This window comes from Nitrobacter vulgaris (assembly GCF_002028545.1).
Lineage (GTDB): Bacteria > Pseudomonadota > Alphaproteobacteria > Rhizobiales > Xanthobacteraceae > Nitrobacter > Nitrobacter vulgaris.
In genome coordinates this window covers 1-17,429 of record NZ_MWPQ01000011.1, presented here as the reverse complement: position 1 = coordinate 17,429, position 17,429 = coordinate 1, and the positions used below count along the sequence as shown (strand labels likewise).

Annotated in this window: 13 protein-coding genes; 6 read left to right on the top strand and 7 right to left on the bottom strand. The window is 57.5% G+C overall.

Annotated features, from left to right (window positions below; translation table 11 throughout):
• Nucleotides 1-57 precede the first annotated feature (57 nt).
• On the bottom strand, nucleotides 58-621 hold the full coding sequence (locus tag B2M20_RS04010) for a hypothetical protein (protein ID WP_079445805.1): 564 nt from the start codon (nucleotides 619-621) through the stop codon (nucleotides 58-60).
• A gap of 272 nt (nucleotides 622-893) precedes the next feature.
• On the opposite strand from B2M20_RS04010, the gene B2M20_RS04005 reads away from it, so the two are divergent.
• Nucleotides 894-3,188 carry a DUF2235 domain-containing protein gene (locus B2M20_RS04005; RefSeq protein WP_079445804.1) on the top strand — a complete coding sequence of 765 codons (2,295 nt, stop codon included), beginning with the start codon at nucleotides 894-896 and terminating at the stop codon, nucleotides 3,186-3,188.
• 85 nt (nucleotides 3,189-3,273) lie between these two features.
• Here the strand turns inward: B2M20_RS04005 and B2M20_RS04000 are convergent, their stop codons facing one another.
• Nucleotides 3,274-3,978 (bottom strand): hypothetical protein, encoded by a 705-nt coding sequence (locus tag B2M20_RS04000; protein WP_244553414.1) that lies wholly within the window; start codon nucleotides 3,976-3,978, stop codon nucleotides 3,274-3,276.
• 860 nt (nucleotides 3,979-4,838) lie between these two features.
• Here B2M20_RS04000 and B2M20_RS03990 point away from each other — a divergent pair.
• Entirely contained in the window at nucleotides 4,839-5,318 is a 480-nt protein-coding gene (locus B2M20_RS03990) for a hypothetical protein (RefSeq protein WP_079445802.1), read from the top strand.
• A gap of 198 nt (nucleotides 5,319-5,516) precedes the next feature.
• On the opposite strand, the gene B2M20_RS03985 is transcribed toward B2M20_RS03990, so the two are convergent.
• From B2M20_RS03985 to B2M20_RS03975, 3 genes are all read right to left on the bottom strand, one after another.
• Nucleotides 5,517-7,430, bottom strand: a complete 1,914-nt coding sequence (locus B2M20_RS03985) for a di-heme-cytochrome C peroxidase (protein WP_079445801.1) — start codon at nucleotides 7,428-7,430, stop codon at nucleotides 5,517-5,519.
• A 257-nt stretch (nucleotides 7,431-7,687) separates the two neighbouring features.
• The gene (locus B2M20_RS03980; protein WP_079445800.1) at nucleotides 7,688-8,935 is read right to left on the bottom strand and encodes a cytochrome P450; all 1,248 of its coding nucleotides are present in this window, start codon (nucleotides 8,933-8,935) and stop codon (nucleotides 7,688-7,690) included.
• A gap of 149 nt (nucleotides 8,936-9,084) precedes the next feature.
• Nucleotides 9,085-9,681, bottom strand: coding sequence for a hypothetical protein (locus B2M20_RS03975; protein ID WP_201789006.1), 597 nt, complete (start codon nucleotides 9,679-9,681; stop codon nucleotides 9,085-9,087).
• 234 nt (nucleotides 9,682-9,915) lie between these two features.
• Here B2M20_RS03975 and B2M20_RS03970 point away from each other — a divergent pair, with 234 nt between their 5' ends.
• From B2M20_RS03970 to B2M20_RS03960, 3 genes are all read left to right on the top strand, one after another.
• On the top strand, nucleotides 9,916-12,759 hold the full coding sequence (locus B2M20_RS03970; RefSeq protein ID WP_201789005.1) for a peroxidase family protein: 2,844 nt from the start codon (nucleotides 9,916-9,918) through the stop codon (nucleotides 12,757-12,759).
• 814 nt (nucleotides 12,760-13,573) lie between these two features.
• Nucleotides 13,574-14,479: a nodulate formation efficiency C protein gene (locus B2M20_RS03965; RefSeq protein WP_244553413.1), complete on the top strand. Its 906-nt coding sequence runs from the start codon at nucleotides 13,574-13,576 to the stop codon at nucleotides 14,477-14,479.
• A gap of 403 nt (nucleotides 14,480-14,882) precedes the next feature.
• Complete coding sequence (locus B2M20_RS03960; protein WP_244553412.1) at nucleotides 14,883-15,197, top strand: hypothetical protein; 315 nt, start codon at nucleotides 14,883-14,885, stop codon at nucleotides 15,195-15,197.
• Between the two features lie 51 nt (nucleotides 15,198-15,248).
• Here B2M20_RS03960 and B2M20_RS18910 read toward each other — a convergent pair whose 3' ends face one another.
• Nucleotides 15,249-15,452 carry a hypothetical protein gene (locus B2M20_RS18910; protein ID WP_139372828.1) on the bottom strand — a complete coding sequence of 68 codons (204 nt, stop codon included), beginning with the start codon at nucleotides 15,450-15,452 and terminating at the stop codon, nucleotides 15,249-15,251.
• A gap of 333 nt (nucleotides 15,453-15,785) precedes the next feature.
• Here B2M20_RS18910 and B2M20_RS03955 point away from each other — a divergent pair, with 333 nt between their 5' ends.
• Entirely contained in the window at nucleotides 15,786-16,136 is a 351-nt protein-coding gene (locus B2M20_RS03955; RefSeq protein WP_079445797.1) for a hypothetical protein, read from the top strand.
• 307 nt (nucleotides 16,137-16,443) lie between these two features.
• Here the strand turns inward: B2M20_RS03955 and B2M20_RS03945 are convergent, their stop codons facing one another.
• Complete coding sequence (locus B2M20_RS03945) at nucleotides 16,444-16,890, bottom strand: NUDIX hydrolase (RefSeq protein ID WP_079445796.1); 447 nt, start codon at nucleotides 16,888-16,890, stop codon at nucleotides 16,444-16,446.
• Nucleotides 16,891-17,429: the final 539 nt, after the last annotated feature.

Below are 17,429 nucleotides of genomic sequence, written 5' to 3'. Positions count from 1 at the left end.
CATGAGCAGCAACAGCTTAACCGCACCCGCAAACCGATGCGCCCATTGCGCCCGCGATTACCGGGCGTCCAGCCTGATCACGCCAATAGAAACGGCAGCCTGCTCCAAGAGGGCATGCAAACGAGACCACTCCGGGGAGCCAGACGCTGCAGCCTCGGATCGCGCTCCGACCGCAGGCCGTATCGTCACGACAAGCATGCCCCGCGAGTTTGACGCAACCAGTGACCGAAATCGCTCTGTTATATCAAAACTTAGAAGTTCTCGAGTTTCAAAAAGATTGAAGCGACCAACACGCTCGTAAGAACCCGGCGCACTTTCATCTCCAATGAGCACCTCGAACAGAATGCCGGGTGGCTGGTCAAAGCGGACATGCTCCAGGACAAGGTACACCCTCGCGGCGTTCCCTATATCTGCGCTGATATCCGCAAGAGGGCGATCGCCGAATGGAATATGGGTCGGCTCGGAGCCAAGCTTGATAGGGCCCTTCCCCACCGAAATTTGTACCAAACCTGTGGCCTCGCTATTCCTTGTTGCCTTTTGAGCAACCGAGTCGCCGTTTCCGCCGGCCATTGCCGCAGTTCCAAAACTCACAGCGAACAAAGTTGCTAGGTACTTATTCATGGCTCTGCCGAGAACACATATAGGTGACGGTCGCGGCAACATCGAGGGTAGCCCGAGCGATGGAAATAACCCTTGGCCTCCGCGTTTGACTGCATCGATGATATCCTAAGGTCATCTGTCCAATGAAGGCTCAGGTCGCGGTCCGCTTGGCTAGGTATTAATCTCTCGCACACCATCTCGCTTTTTAAGCGCTAGCGCGTTCGAGCGCTTCGCGGACGTCTCTGGCTCAACAACGCCATTCGTTGTATTTTGGCAGCGTCCTAGGGGGCCGAGTGGCAGCAGAGAAAATCGTAATCCTGTCCGATGGCACGGGCAATGCGGCGTCGAGCGTGTGGCGCACCAATGTCTGGCGCATCTTCCAGGCGTTGGACCTGCGGAGCAACAAGCAGGCCGCGAAATACGATGACGGCGTGGGAACGTCATCCTTCTTGCCGCTGGCGATACTGGGAGGTGTGTTCGGTTACGGGCTCAAGCGTAATATCCTGGATGCGTACGAGTTCATCTGCCGCAACTATGATACGTTGCCGCCTTCCAAGATCTATCTATTCGGCTTCAGTCGCGGAGCGTTCACTGCCCGCGTGCTTGCGGCCCTGGTGCTCGACCAAGGTCTTGTCCAGGCGAACACCGGCGCCGAGCTGCACAATGGCGCCCTCAAAGCGTATCGAGCCTACCGCGCCAAGAATTATCACTCGATCTGGCGCATAGAGGTTCCGTTCAGGTTATTTCGAGACTACGTGCTGGTGCCGATCTGTGACAAGCTTCGCGGACGCCAGTCTTATTCCAAGATCACATTTACCCCGGTCCCGTCCTTGGAATTCCTCGGGTTGTGGGACACGGTGGCAGCCTACGGCCTGCCGATCGACGAAATGACGCGGGGCATAAGCAATTGGGTCTGGCCGCTCGAACTGCCGAACCGGGTGCTCAGCGACAAAGTCAAGTTCGCACGACACGCCCTGGCACTCGACGATGAAAGGACCACGTTCCACCCGGTCCTTTGGACCGAACAGCCGCCCGGAAAACCAGTGCCGCCTGTGCCGGAAAGTATCACCGGGGAGCGTCTGGTCCAGGCCTGGTTTACCGGGATGCATGCCAATGTCGGGGGCGGTTATCCGGACGATGCGCTCGCGTTCGTCCCTCTCTACTGGCTAATCCAGGAAGCGCAGAAGTGCGGACTGTCGTTCAAGTCCGCGCCGGCGGCCGATCCGGACGCCTTAATCGCGATGGCCTCATCGCAGGACAAGGACGGGCGCCTGTATGACTCGCGTGCCGGTCTCGGCTCCTATTATCGCTACGGTCCGCGCAAGGTCTTCGACCTGTGCAACGATCCGGCGGTAGGGGTTAGCATCCCCATGCCCAAGATTCATGAAAGTGTCTTCGGCCGCATCGACAGCGGCGCCAATGCTTACGCGCCGATTGGCCTGCCACCGGAGTATGTTGTCTTGCTCGGCGATGGCACCGTGCAGCCGCTTGATGCAACGACGTTCGAGACGCCTGCGCAGGCCGCCGCGCGTCATGTTCAGCAGGAACGGCTGTGGAATTACGTCTGGCTGCGGCGTCTTGCCTATTTTGCCACTCTTGCCGCATCGTTCCACCTGGCCGCGTTCTGGCTCTTTCACCATCTTCGCCCCGAGCATGAGTTCACATCAAGCGTCCGGCTGGTTTCGGAGGTTGTCAGGTTTTTCGAGTCGTCCCTGCCGAGATCGGTCCACTGGTGGACCGACTGGTATGCGACCAATCCGGAGTTGTTCCTGGCAGGAATTGCCGCGATCGCGCTGTTCATGAGCCTCGGTTCATCCCTGAGCGGCAACATTCACGATGGGATGCGAGTGATCTGGCAGTCGCGTGGCAGCCGATCAATCTTGCCAGACAACCTGGTCCACAAAGTCATTTACTGGTTCCGCAACCTGCGCATCTACCGATGGGTCATCCGAGTCGGCAGGCGGCATGTGCTGCCGGCTTTCTTCGCCTTGGCGATTGTGTGGATCGTTGCGACAGCTCTCAGCCATCTGGTGTTCAACATTGCGGACTCGGCTGGGGCTTTCTGCGCGGGGTCTGCAAAGGCGGAGTTGAAGGCTGTGAACCTCGGCATCCCGCAGCCCGCCAAGGATTTCTCGACCGACACGTTCTGTGCGCCGACCGGGCTGACAGTCAGAGCGGGTTATCTATACGAGATTGTTGTCATGATCGATGCTCCCTGGGCCGACGATAAGATCCCGACCACGCCGGTCGGTTTCCGGACCTCGACATTGGAAGGCGTGCAGGAATGGGCATTCAGGAGCGCTATCCTTCTCAGGCGCGTTCTTTTCCGGCCGTGGTTCAGGCTCATCGCCAGGATCGGCGAGACAGGTGTAGATGAATATTTCCTCGACCCTGTGAAGGTCAGAGGCAATACGCCGGTGTCGTTCAGGGATACGATCAGGGCTCAGCGCAGTGGGGAGCTGTTCCTCTACGTAAACGATGCGGTGATTGGTCTGCCGTGGATTTACTCGTCTTTCTATGGCCCGGACAACAATCGGGGCAGCGCGAAAGTCACGGTCAGGCTTTGCGGTCAGAAATGCCGGGAATGAGCTGATGTGATCGAGGCATCGCATCCGAGATCTTCAATTCGCCGGTTAATCGCACGCAGCTTCGATTGCATCGATGGCGCCGTATTCACATCGGCGGCGTCAATCCGTCTTTGCCATACGTGATGCGTGGAGCTTGCAAGGTTCCATCAGACTGCTTTTTCGCGGCAACAAAGATCTTGGTCCCCGGTTTAAGGTCGCTCCTGTCACCGGTGACGAAGGTGACGATCGCAGTGTCGAGGGTAACAAGAATCTTCTTTTCTATGCCCTTGTACTTGACGGAAAGTATCTGTCCATCAACCCCGGCGACAGTCTGCTCAACATTCGCGTTGGTCATTTTACTCTGCGGCTTGAGGTCCCAGTCATAGTGGCCCTCGCCTGTTCCCCGCATCGATTCCGGGAAGATGTGCACCTCGATCGCCCTTTGGCTGCCGTCTGCTTGCGTCATTCCGGTTGAGCCAACGAACATGCCGGGCTTGATCTCGGTCATCGTCGACTTCACGATTGCTACAAAGAGCGGTTTGTCGGTGAGGGTCAGCTTTACCTCCGCACCGTCGCGATTCTTGATCACGAATATCGGCCCGTCGACATGTTCAATCGTACCCCGGATACGAACGGTTTCCTGCGCCGATACAGGCAATGCGGCGCACATTAGAGCGAAGCTTGCGGCTGCGAACGCGCTCCGTTTCAAGTCTGGCATAGTGATCCCTTTCTGTGCTGCGTTTCCTCGGGGTAATCTGATCCTGCCGACGTTCTCGGCCGGGCCGAGACGATCTTGATTGAGCGTCAGCACAGGCGCATTCTTCGATAACACCCAGGCAAAATTCCGATCGGGTCTCGTCGCGGCTTTCCATTCGACCTCAAATCTGCCTTGCCTCCTCCGGCTCACCGGATGCAAACTCTACCGAAAACTGCGGAGGAGTTAATCCGCTCGCTCTGATGGAGATACGAGGGTGAAGAGCTTTGGCCTATCCACCGCAGTCGGCTTCTTACTTGCAGTCGCCCTGACGTGGTGGGTTAGACCGGACACTAGTTCGGGAACGATCTTTCTCGTTGTGACAGTGACGCTGTTTTGCACGGTCATGGGCACGATTTTTAGCTTTCTTCTTGGCGCAATCAGGAAGGAGAAATGACATGGCCAAATTGCTCATTCGCTTCACTTGCTTTGCTGCTTTGGCTCTGTGCCTCAACTTGGCCAGCGCTCGTGCTGATTGCGATCCGCGAGACCGAAATTGTGACCAAAGCTATGGCTCCGACTCTGCTCGAACAAAGGCTAATTCGTTCCGTAACTCGTCGCCGGAAGGAGTCGGCAGTCATAGGAAGAAACGCAAAGGCAGATCGGGACGCTTCGTTGGAGAGTCCGGGCCTGGACATTCGGGAAACGCTGGCTCTGGCCGGTCCAGCTACCGCAACGGTACCGGGGGCGGTGGCGGCGCTACCAACGGAAATGTAGGTCATGGACCCCGCTCCGCACCTACCATGAATCGCCCAAGCCCCTCAATCGGCGAACGTGGTGACTCTGCATCGCATAGGCCATTACAGCCTGTCCGAGCATATCTGCGGGCACAAGAGATACCGCCGTCGGATGCAGGAGCCTATGGCTTACTCGTACTACACTCAAAGCCTACTGCAGCAAGCCGTGCCAAGCTTCTGATGGTCTGCAAGGCCTTCGTTGCCTTTTTTCCGCGAAGCGAAACTTCGAGTGTTCCAGTCGTAGATCAGATGGTGACGATCTGGCCGTTGGATGATCCTCAGGCCAGCCAGGCAAAGGCTGATGACTGCGAGTTTGTCCTGGATCATTACGATCTTGTGGCCTCACAGCTCGCCATTTCAGACGCACAGAAGCAACACGTAAACTTTGAGGGAGAAGGTCCATTCCTTGTCGGTTGGTCGCCATCTAAAGCGAGAGGGGTACCTGACGCTCTAGTACTCGTCGTTGACATGTCCGCCGACAACAATCAGGCAGACATCGACCACAAGTTCAGGTTTTGGAAGAACAAGATCATTGAAGATCCGTCGCTGTGGCGAAATGGCTGGTCGGTGGAGCAAGTTCGTCAAGCGATCCATAATTTTGCAGAGGAATATGGGCAGTCGATGCTAGAGGCTATCAAGCTCTTTGGCGCTAAACCTTGACTACCCTGAGCCAAAGTCGAACACATGCGCCGTCAAGTCTCCCCGCAGTGCTAGGGGGATTTAGGACCTCGAGCGGACCGGCATTTCCACGAAATCTGCGGAAAAGCCGCTGAAGTGCTGGCCAAGTTGACGGCCTGCGCGCTGAGCGCGACCGCCAGCGGGTGCTGGCACTGCCGCCGCTCTGCATCGGCAACGGGCTCATATCGTCTTTAAAAATTCAATCAGTGCCCGCCGCTCGTCCGGCGTAAGCTTGCGGCCGATTATGCCATTCGCACGTGGCCCATCATTGAATTCATGGCCGGTATTGCGGTTGCCTCGCAACGCTGTATCCAGCTTGAAACCGCCAGAGAACCGTCCCGCTTCCGGATCGGTTTTTGAGCCGAGGCAACGCAAATCAAGGTTGTCCTCAGGCGCGGCCGATGCCGTTATCTGATAGCCCATGCAGACGGGATCGTACTCTCGCCGACCCAGGTAGAAGGTCTTTGGCCGTTCCGAAACCGGTGAAAGTAGCGCGTAGATATTGGGGACAGCACCGTTATGAATGAAAGGCGGCGTTGCCCACACTCCGTTAAGTGGCCGCATCTTGTAGGCGAGCGGATGTTGGATCAAGTTTGGCCGAAACCCATTCAACTCGGGACGCTCGGATTCGGAAACGTTGTGAGCGTCATACCAATGAGTCACGACCTTCTCGACCAGTTGGCCGAGGGCTGGTCCAAACTCGTTTGTGGCGATTCCTAAACTGTCCGGAATCACCACCTTCCGATTCCTCATGTCCTCCGCCTGCGCTGGATCGGTACCGAGGTCGGCGATCGTCTTTGTTTTAATTTCAAGATAGCGCTGGTTAAAATTGTTTGGCGGTAACCACGCCTTCGAGTCCCAGAATGCCTTGGTGCCAACCGGCGGCAGATGGCAACCCTTGCATAAATCGTCATAAAGTGCCCCGCCTCTCGCGGCGAGTGCGGTGTCGATGGGTCCCAGAATCTCCTCTGGCCATTTCGGCGCTGTCAGCCCCGTGAAGCCGTTCGTTTCGCTTGGCTGATTCCCCGCGATTGACTTCTCAATGTTGGCAAGCGCCTTCACCTGAACCTCGGAACTGAACAATCCTTTCCCGGGGTCGGTTAGATTGATCAACGCAGAAACCCCCATCGCCTCGCCCGCGTTGCGCACCATCGGCTGCATAATCGACGCGTTGTACTGCACCCAATCGAACCAGGGAGTGGTCCAGATGTGAGGAAAGTTCACTGGCGCCGTGGTGGCGGCGTAGTTTTTCTCTCTGGCTTCAGGACCCAGGGAGAGCCCGAACACCTGGTTCCCGATGCGGTTCAAGGCGTCCAGACGGCCGTAGCCTTCGTCAACGCTCGTCTCAGCGACTTTTTTGTCGAGCTTCCTGATGACATCGAGCTGGTCCCACACTGCGGTCAGCTGTTGGCGCAATTCCGCCTTGTCTTCTTTGCTAGCGTCCTCCCCGAGAACGTTTTTCGCAAATCGATCGAAGCGGTCGGAGAAAAGGCTCAGAAAGCGACCGGAAGAAAGCTTCGTAAGCAGAACCGAAATCCCGAGTCCTTGTCGGAACTTGCCGAGGTCGGTCAGAGCCGGGCCACCCTCTACGAGTACGGTCGTGCCGCGATAGGCGAGCCGGCCGGTGTGGCAGGCGGCGCAGGTGAATCCGAGCCGTGTCATGGGCTCTTTGGTTCGCGGGTTGAGCCACGGCTGCCCTGTCGCCGTGCGCATCGTCCCTGCTCGTGCAAAACCTACCGGTAACTGGTTCTCGCCACCCCTGGTAGCACCCGGGATGAATCCATATCGGTCGAGATAGGCCGGGTCGCTTAAGCGACCGACATCGCCCACGAGCGACAACCGCGGCTGCTCCAGCGCGATGAACCACTCATAGGGTATGTTGAGCGTCTGGGTCCCCTGATCGGCGTGATGAAATTTTTCACGTTGATTCTGGTCCCAGCCTTGATCGAGCCACACGGCTTTCTTAATCGGCGCGTAGTCCGGCAAGCTGACGGTCAGCTTATCTCGGTAAAGCTTGAAGCCAATAAGCGACACGGCAACGATCACGACCGCGACGACACCGATTCCGGTCTTCACCCCACGTTTCGTAATCATTTCCCCTCCCGCTCCACCAATGGAAGCCACCATTCCATTCATTACGACAGAATGATCTTCTAATCGACTATTGGACCGACGTGCGAGCAAAACGTCCAACCAGCAGCTGTGACGCGCTGATCATCGCAGCTGGCGACGGCCGCGTTGCACGGGGCTCAGTCGGAACGTGCGGCCGCAAAGAGAGCAGAGTTCACCGAACCGAAACGGTATTTCACCGTGCATGCCGCTCCCGCTGAAGGCTCGCGCCCCGTTTAATCCTACGCGCCTGCCCCGTGTCCGATGACGAAATGCTCAGCGAAAGGGCCGCCGGCCATGTCGATGTGTCCGGCATCGCCCTCTATCAGCCGGACGCCAGGCAGCAGGAGAATCTGCCGGATCGTCTCCGGAATGATCGCATAGGCGACGAATTGGCCGAGGCATTCGTGCGGTCCGAAGCCCGTATGCAGATAAGATGTGCGGCGGCGGACGCGAAATTCGTTCGGCTCGGGGAAAACACCTGGATCGAACATGGCCGAGCCAATGCCGACCGCAATAACCGACCCGGCCGCCACCGTGGTCTCGTGTGGGCTGCCCGGAGCGAGCACCGCCCGTTCGGCGGCGACGCGGGCGACGAAGGTGGTCATCGGGTTAAACCGCAGCGCTTCCCAGACGATTGCGTCGAATGCTGCGTCATCCGAGGATCGAGCCGCTTCGATCGCGCGCACGGTGACGTCGTGACGCAACAGGATCTGCTCGGTGGCGTTAACGATAGCTTGCGACGTCGTTTCGATCGCGCCGACCAGCAGGCCACAGATGTTGCTCACCACCTGCTCGGTATCGAGGCCAGAGAGACCGCGCGCGGTCATTCGCAGCAAACGCGAGACGCTATCCTCGCCCTGCGCGTCGCTCCAAGGCTGACGTTCAGCAAGAAACGAACGAATCCACGTCCGCATCTCGGCACCGGCCGCGTTGCAGGCGTCAAGCAGGGAGCGGTCGTTTGTCGGGTTGTGGAACATATCGGCCTGCGTCGCCCACGACCAGCGCAACATGTGCTCATCGTCCGGCCCCGGGAAACCGAAGCTTTGCTGCACGACGCGCAGCGGCACGAGCCGGGAGACGGTCTGCACGACGTCAACCGTAGGCGGCGGCACGGCGGCGAGGGCTTCGGCTGCCGTGCCTGCCGCTAGAGCACGGATTGCCGGCACGTCCTCCCAACGGAGCAGCGCGCGCATCACTGATTTGTCGCGCCAATTCTCCACCGCTCCGTCGCGGGCCAGCATGAACGGACCGACTGAGTCGTCCATATGCGGCGCGTAGGGCACGCGGAACGTCTCGTTGCGGGAAAGCGTATCGACGACGTCCGACCAGCGCGCCAGAACCGTGAAGGGCGGTAGTGTCATGACCGGTCGGTTCTCGCGCAATTCGCTGAACAGCGCCCTCCAGTCGCGTCTGAGCCACTGATAGAACAGTTCGGTGCGGGCGGGATCGTTTGCGGGCAGAGCATCGAGCGCTTCGAGGAATGGCATGACGTCGTCACCAATTGCTGTGGCCAGAAGGCAAAGCTTGTGCCGATCGATTGCACAAGGGCAGATCTCAGAACTAGATCATGGTGGGCGCGTAATGCTTTCAGGCCGAATCAAATATTCCATACCTGCTTCGGGCTTGTCCGCACAGTCTAGAACACCGGCTTGGTTGGTGGATTATGTGGATCCTGAGGCTCTATGTTCACCTCATAGGCCAAAGGCCGAGTGGTAATGATTTGGAATCTGCCGTTGACGATTCTCATGGAGTAGAGACCGGCGCTGGCGCCCTTCGGCGGTATGCAAGATTTGGTTTCGCCGACGCGACGGGTGTTCAGATCGACGGTTCTGAAGGTGCTATGTTCGTAATCGATGTTGTCCTTGGTCATGCGCGCTGTGCCGACCGCTTTCCCGAAACCTGCATTAGAGTCCTTCACGCACGCACCATGATTGCCGACTTTGCGCGACGTCACATCATCATAATGGCACGATCCGTCTCGCGATTTAGACCACATCTTGTGGGCATATTGCAGTACGCCGCCATCATACTTGATAAACGCGAGCGCCAGGCATTGGTAATGGCCGCCAACCCGCTTGGAGCGAGCATCGACGTCTCTAACCTCGCCATAATAGACCGGGTCGCCCGTCTCCTGCGACCAGAGCTTGAGATGCGATACAACCTCGGCAGGGTCGGTGATAGTCTGCGCAGCAACGCTCGATGGCGCGCCAGCAATCGCAATGATCGAGATCAATGCTCTCCACATGATCTATCCTCTCTTATAAAATCATGCACTAAGTTCTCACGGTCTTCGGACTTGAGCAAGAACTTCGGTATCGCAAGCCTAGAGCGGTAAACAAAAGCTTGCCGAAGCGAAAACGCCGGTCGACGCAGTTGCTGTTCGAGAAGTTGCGCGGGCTCGGATATGACGGTACCGTCGTTGGCAGAAAGTCGCTGTTTTGCATCGTCGTCCGGTAGGGAGAAAAATATGCGCCGGTCATATCTCGTTATCGGAAGCATCATCTGCGCGACCGCGATGGTTGCGAGCGTGGGAACACCAGCGCCTGCGCAGGAGAATAGGCTGGATGATCTTGGGGTCCTGCGGGCGTGCATCGCCCTCGGCCTGCAAAGCCTGGATGAGGAGAAGCCGCTCCGCCCGATCGCGACGCAACGCAGCGAGCGCTTCCAGGGGAAGGTCGCGGAGACGAACCGCCTGATGTGCCGCGGCGGATCGGGTGCGGTTCAACAACGGCCGACCCCGTGGGTTGACTGGTCGAACTATTTCGGCACCGCCTCGAAGAGATCGATGCTCGACGTCCGCGACCAACGCGGCATCACCGGCGCCTTGATCGATCTCGAATATCAGCGGATGGAGCTGATTAAATTCAATTTGTTCGACAATAAGACCTTTACGCAATATGCCGGTTCTCCGACCGGGCCGGTGCTAAAAAAGTGGAGCGAGATGCGGCTCGAGCCGACGCATCCAAGCATCGCCAGCGTCGGCGGCAATGGACCACAGCGCTGCGACGGAGACTTGATCCGCCATCGCACACTGACCGGCATCTGCAACGACATCGAGAATCCCGCAATGGGAGCCAGCGGGCAGCTTTTCGCCCGCAACGTGGAGTTCGAAAGCACGTTTCCTGATATTGGCGCTAACGAGCTCGCCAAGAATCGGCACGGCGACCGGCTCGGGTTGCTAAAGCCAGATCCGCAGCTGATTAGCCGCAAGCTGTTCACGCGCGACCAGACCGGGGCGCGGAATTGCAATCAAGGGCATGGTGCATCCGATTCGGTCGACGCCGACTGCCCGTACCGCAAGGCGCCGTCCTTCAATGTGCTCGCCGCCTTCTGGATCCAGTTCATGACGCACGACTGGTTCTCGCACCTCGACGAGTCGCGGAACGACCAGTCGCACATCATGACGAGCCTCGGCTGCGCGACGCCGGAGGCGGTCCAACTCGGCTGCCGCCCCGGCGACAAGATGGACGCGGCACTGATCGCCGACTCCACTGCTCCTGCAATGTTCAAGGCCGCGGAGACTGGGACCGAACGACCCGCGCGGTCCTACAAGACGACGCGCAACACCGTCACGGCCTGGTGGGACGCGTCGCAGATCTACGGCTACGACGAGCGCTCGGAGCGGCGCGTCAAGCGTGATGCGGCTGATCGCGCGAAGTTCGACATGCGGCCGAGTCACACTGGTGAGAAACTTGGGTATTTGCCCGTGTTCGGGAGCGCATGCCCGCCTGGGGCGACGACCGGACAGTGCGACCCGATTCAGCCCGAATGGGCCGGCCAGGAAGCTACGGCCTTTCCGGACAACTGGTCCATCGGCATGAGCTTCTATCACAATCTGTTCGTGCGCGAGCACAACAGCTTCGTGGATGAATTTCGCAAGCAAGCGGCACTCACGCCGAACGCCGACTCGGGTCTGCGCAACCCCGCCAATCCGCAGCAAGTCATCACCTATTCGCAAGTCACGCCCGAGGAGCTCTTCCAGGTGGCGCGGCTCGTGGTGTCGGCCGAGATCGCGAAGATCCACACAATCGAATGGACGACGCAGCTTCTCTATAACGAGCCGCTATACCGGGCGATGAACTCCAACTGGTCCGGCCTTATCGATCAGGACAAATATCCCGTGATGAACCGGATCGTCGAGCGCATCCGCGACAAGTTCAGGGCGTCAAGCGATCCCCGGGACGCCAACGTGCTCGCATCGGCGGTGTCGTCGGGACCTGGGATCATCGCGACCGGCGCGAACAAGAAACTGGTCGACGAGGGTACGGGAAAGTGGGACCCGAAGATCGTGAACGGAGGCACCAGCCATTTCGGTTCGCCGTTCAACTTCCCGGAGGAATTTCCGACGGTCTACCGCTTGCACCCCCTCGTGCCGGACCTGCTCGAATTCCGCCAGATTGAGAACGACCCGAACCAGATCCGTAAGAAGGTGGCGGTCATCGACACCTTCCGCGGCAAGGCGACCGCCCGTATGCACGACGGCGGACTGGCAAACTGGGCCCTGACGATGGGCCGCCAGCGCCTCGGTCTGCTGTTCTTGCGCAATCATCCCCAGTTCATGCAGAACCTCGATCTTCCCCCGCGCCTCGACACCAAGATCGACGTTGCCGCTCTCGACCTCATCCGCGACCGCGAGCGTGGCTTGCCACGCTTCAATGAACTGCGGCGGCAGATCGGTCTGCGCCAGTTGACCAGCTTTGAGGACTTCATCGACAAACGACCTGACGTCTCCGAGGCGGACAAAAAGCTTCAGCGGGAACTAGTGGATTCTCTGCGGGCGATCTACGGCACGCACAAATGCGACGTGAGCAAGCAGATCACCTCAGCGCAGCGCAATCCCGACGGCTCGCCGATCAACGACTGCCTCGGCAATGCGAATGGTAGCGAGGTCGACAACATCGAGGATGTCGACATGGTGGTCGGATGGCTCGCCGAGACGACCCGCCCGCATGGGTCCGCCATCTCAGAAACTCAGTTCCAACTGTTCATCCTGAACGCCTCGCGCCGCTTATTCAGCGACCGGTTCTTCACGTCGAGCTACCGCCCAGAGTTCTACACGACCTTCGGGCTCGATTGGGTCAATAACAATGGCCCGGGCGGCAAGCGGATGGAGCAAGGCGAGCCGAACGGCCACGAACAGGAGGTCGCTCCGCTTAAGCGCATCCTGCTACGCAACGCCCCCGAGCTAGAGCCCGAGCTCAGGCACGTGATCAATACGTTCGATCCGTGGGCGCGCGATCGCGGCGAATACTACTCCCTCGAGTGGAAAGCGCGCGTAGACGCAAAGAGCGATGCGTCATTCAAAAAGTGACCCAGATCGCAGTGCTCGTGAATGCTTGGCAGGTCCGGTCGCACCAATCGGACCTGCCTTTTCGTTGCGCGCGTGTCACTCGCGGGAAGCCGGCGCCATCCTGGATTGGCCGGACGACCTCGCTGGACGAGAGTGCTGCGTTGCGCTCGCTTTCTCGCTTGCACAGGACATGCTCGTTCACCCTCTGACTTTGTTTCGTTCTCAAAGAACGAATCAACATCGCCATACAACCCGGCGTAACTCCTAACAGTTAGTGAAGAAGCCATAGAACCATTATCGCCCACATTCGCGAAAGCGACCGTTAGCGAAGCCTCCAGCGTCACCAACAGGACGGCTGAGACTTCCGTTGACCAAAAGCACGACCTTGATCGCACTTAAGGAGACGAGATCTCTCCACCGCGCCATTTTATCAAACACTGGTTGGCTAACTAGCTCGCGCGAGACACGCGTCGTTGCCTTGCGCAAAACGCGCGATCTGCTAAACCGCGCGTTTTGCGATTGAAGGAATGAAGATTTGCCCAGGAAGAAAACAGCTGTTCGCCGCGAGTGGACAAAGGACGACGTTCGCACTCTTAAGGCGCTTGCGAAGCAGAAGGCAGGCGTAGCCAAGATTGCAAGAATGTTGAAACGAACACCGGGCGCAACAGCAGCCAAGGCGCATACCATAGGTGTGTCGTTAAGCACTCGATAGTGGTGTCAGCACTGAGCAACGGCTTAGATACTTTTACTCGTCCTGTTCATTCTTACGGTTGGGCCGCTTGGCTTGCGTCCGACGTTTGGGCATCCAAATGCTGAGCGATTACTGGCATTCTCTGTGCTGGGGTTTGCCTTCTCTCCTGCTTATCCCCGTCGACTCATTGTCATCTTAATTCTGCTTGCGGGGATGAGGCACGGTCAGATTGATTGCAACTCGCTGGGCGCAAAAAATCCCATGATTCATCGTTGGCTGTTACTCTTTGCTACGTTCGCCATAACAGGTGTAATTCTTGATCGTGCATACGCCGAAGATGACGTGTTGATAAAACGCGTCAAGACCACGTGGCGGGCGCAAGATGGAGCGACGATAGACGATATACTGTCCCGCGCGGCCAAGATTGCCCATTTTGTCCCGAGAGGTTGGGAAGTCGGTCAGAAACATGACTCTGAAACCCCCGTGGTCTTTTCGTGGGCCAGAAGCCAAGGCGACAAGCCTGACGACGCATATACAATCTCTTGGAATATATCGGCCAAGGGCGACATGTCACTTGGCCCACCTTACGCGAAGACAATGCAACTCGGCTGGCAACCGTTCGCATTGTCTCTCATTGCCAGAGAGATGGCAGACGAATACCCGCAGCCTAACGTTGCCTTTTTACATGACACGTCCAACTACGACTTTGTTGTTACGGCGCAGGGTGAACTAGGCAATCTTCTGAAGAAAGGACGCTGCACAATAGGCGATCCTGTATCTCTCGACTACGTCGTTCTACCCAAGGAGGCCCCCAAGGAGGATGTTTGGCGGCTACAGATTTCGGTAAATTGCGAGATCGCCGGCCCGTCATATTTTACGCGCGACGGCGTCATTATCTTCAAAAAGACGAATAGCGACCCATGGCAGCCGGCGTCATTTTTTGCCCGCCGCATCGCGAAGTATCCTCCCGGCCATTGGTTCGAACAGGTCGAACCGGATGAGCAAAAAGCGTTTGATGCGGTCCGCAAAGCGCTCAAGGGACCACGGTAGCGGTGAGGATCGGACATGTGCCGGACTTTTTTCTTCTTCCGGATTGTCATGTTACTCAGACACCACTCCGCATCCGCTCGTTCCTGACGATTGTCGTTCCTCTATTTCCTTTAGGTCTTGCGGTTCTCGACGCCGACTGTGTGGCGTAGGTACCGAGATGCCGAGTGATTGGAGCGTGAAGATCATGGGCACGCTTGTGTTCCAGCGATCATTCAATCGCGCGTCACGAGGGTGATGCAACCTCCACTCACCCTTGCAGGAGATAATAACGCAATCCTGACTCCTTGCATCATAGTGCCGTGTTCACGCCACCGCGAAAACAAAGAAGCGGAGCACACTACCGGGCGGTGCCCCCGAACGCTGAAATTGATCCGGTTACCGAAAGACGAAGAGAGCGCTTCCAATGAGTACGACATCACTACACAAACAAATTGCCATCACGCTCGTTGATAACGCGGTCAACGACGGCTTTATCATCTCCATCAACAACGGGGACGAGACGATCGTGGACCAGTCACGGAATAGCGGCGAGATCATCGGCGCGATGTTTCATGCCGAAATGGACACGCTCACGCTAAACGTTGAAGAGCGGCGCGTTGGCTTCATCACTTTAATCTACGACAACGAAAGAAACGGGCTCGATGTGATCAGCGATCACACTGACATCCCCCACATTAATCGTCTGGTTGAGCACACCATGAGGGAGTTCGAGCGCTAACCTCTGCGCCGCGTATCTCGTCGGTGATTCCACGCGCGCCAGCGGCTTTTGTCAAAGTTCGCGACGAGCGGGCTTCTTGGTTTCGCTGGCCTTACGCTTGCGCGGCTGTCTTTGCTCGCCGATCTCGGCAAACGGATTTGGCAGCATCATTTTCATCTCGATCAGACGAGACGCGGGAAAATGACTGCGGTCGGCCCGCGATGTGTGGCGTCGCGCCGCCATCCGATCAGCTAGATCATTCGGGGTACTAAGCATCGCGATACTCCACGTGCGACACTTGAAATGTAACTCTCGCGCCGGAGATTAGGAGTTCAGTATTGCGTGATCGATCGGTTCAGGCAACACCACCCGGTCCGTCGGTGCCTGGCATCCTTCCCGACTAACCAACCCCGATCGCGCAACGCGCCGCAGGGACGTGAGATATCGTGCGCTTGGGTCATTCTAAGCACCCTGCGCAGGCCCGCCCTGTACGCCTCCATATTCGAATATGAACAGATGTTCAGCTACTTAGCGCAAATTCTGGGTGATGCGCCGGAACCCAAACCGTCCGGGTTGATTAGCTCTCCACACGTTGAAGGGAGTTTTCTTATGAAGAAGTTGATTGCGGCAATGGCGATCGGAGCAGCTGCATTGTTAAGTGTTTCCGCTGCAAACGCAGCAAATCAAAAGGGCCTGACCGAGGTCGCCCAGTTGTCAACCGGCAGCAAATCTCAACATCGGCACTATGGACACTCTCATGGTCGTCAGCACTACGGCCACCGCCATCACCCGCACTATGGCCAATCTGGCCATCGTTATTACCGTCAGCAAAGGGGCTACGGCTACGCTCCTCAGTATTATGGCGGCGGCTATGGTGGGCCAGGTTACGGTGGAGGATATGGTTATGGTGGGCCGAGCATAACGTTTGGCTTCGGCGGAGGTGGATACAACGGCTGGTAAAACAAAAGCCCGCAGCGATGCGGGCTTTTTACATCAACGCCCTTAGGGACGTACAGGCGAGATCGCTATGAAAAGGATCAGGGTCTCAGGCTTGACCACTTTCTTCTCAGCCATTCCGTTGCGTCCTGCTTCGTAGAAGCGGGCGTGGATGGCGACGTACAGAGGCAAAGACAACGCCAGCGATCACGCACCGGCCTGGATCAAGCTAAACTTATGAAGCCGAAAGGGTACACCAGAATCTATCGTCCAGTTACCACTGCTCATTGGTCACAAGATAAATCCGAGATAGTTGCCGCCACGATCACTCTCATCGGCCGGCCGGAGAGATTTGACGACTCATGAAGGCGTTCACTGCCATCAGAGTTGTTGGTGTCAGCTTCGATTGCATTTTCCTAATGGCGTCCGGAAGAACTATCAAAAGTTTGCCTTCGGTAATCACTAAGGCGTCGGTCGGAACATCATAAGCAACGAAAAATTCCCCTCTCAGATGACCGCCAGGTCCCTCCGGATCGGCTCCGTCCAAGCTGAATAGATGTTGAAATCGTTCGGCAGGAATATGCTGGCTGATTTCTTCGGCGATCTCTCGGACAACACACTCCAAGAATGTTTCCTCGCCTTCCCTGTGCCCCCCGAAGAGGCCGACTTTTCCGGGTTGAATGATGTGGGGAATATTATCGCGCTGCTGCAGGAGCACGTTGCCGTTAACATCGATCAGGAGCGCCGCTGCGATTTCGCGGGTATAGGAATTGTTCATCGAAAACCTAAGGACAGAACTCTACGACTTCGGGCTATGTGAAAAGCTGCACACTGGGGCGACCGGCGAGTTCATGGACTGCAATATTGGGCGTGACAGACAAAGCCAATGCGGTTCATCAACAAGCCGCATCGCTCGGATATGCGAGTAAGGTTTCATCCAGACTTCATCCAGAAAATCCGTTTCATCTGGAGGGACGAATTTGGGAACATCCGAGTTTCATCCAGAGGTTTCTGGACGAAACTCGGTGCTAAAACACCATAGAAATCATTCGAACGGTCACACCATGCGCCGGTCCTGCGTAAAGACTCGCAATATCCAGCGCTCGCAACGAGCGTGAGCCGGCAGGTCTCGCCGAGCTTGCATGGGCAATATCTCGCGTGAACCCATGGCTAAACTTTTCTAACCCGCCGGCTCTCATGCTCCGTATCAATCCCAACCATGGGGCTGGTAGCAGCCGTTCCCCCCGTACCCGTACCCGCCCCAGCCACCACAACCATATGGATAGCCACCGCCCCAGCCGCCGTACGGATAGCCCC

Excerpts from the sequence above, each read along its gene's own strand:
- B2M20_RS03990 (WP_079445802.1), top strand. The coding sequence starts at position 4,839 with ATGGTCTGCAAGGCCTTCGTTGCCTTTTTTCCGCGAAGCGAAACTTCG.
- B2M20_RS03960 (WP_244553412.1), top strand. The coding sequence starts at position 14,883 with ATGAGTACGACATCACTACACAAACAAATTGCCATCACGCTCGTTGAT.
- B2M20_RS03945 (WP_079445796.1), bottom strand. The coding sequence starts at position 16,890 with ATGAACAATTCCTATACCCGCGAAATCGCAGCGGCGCTCCTGATCGAT.
- B2M20_RS04010 (WP_079445805.1), bottom strand. The coding sequence starts at position 621 with ATGAATAAGTACCTAGCAACTTTGTTCGCTGTGAGTTTTGGAACTGCG.
- B2M20_RS18910 (WP_139372828.1), bottom strand. The coding sequence starts at position 15,452 with ATGCTTAGTACCCCGAATGATCTAGCTGATCGGATGGCGGCGCGACGC.
- B2M20_RS03955 (WP_079445797.1), top strand. The coding sequence starts at position 15,786 with ATGAAGAAGTTGATTGCGGCAATGGCGATCGGAGCAGCTGCATTGTTA.
- B2M20_RS03970 (WP_201789005.1), top strand. The coding sequence starts at position 9,916 with ATGCGCCGGTCATATCTCGTTATCGGAAGCATCATCTGCGCGACCGCG.
- B2M20_RS03985 (WP_079445801.1), bottom strand. The coding sequence starts at position 7,430 with ATGATTACGAAACGTGGGGTGAAGACCGGAATCGGTGTCGTCGCGGTC.
- B2M20_RS03980 (WP_079445800.1), bottom strand. The coding sequence starts at position 8,935 with ATGCCATTCCTCGAAGCGCTCGATGCTCTGCCCGCAAACGATCCCGCC.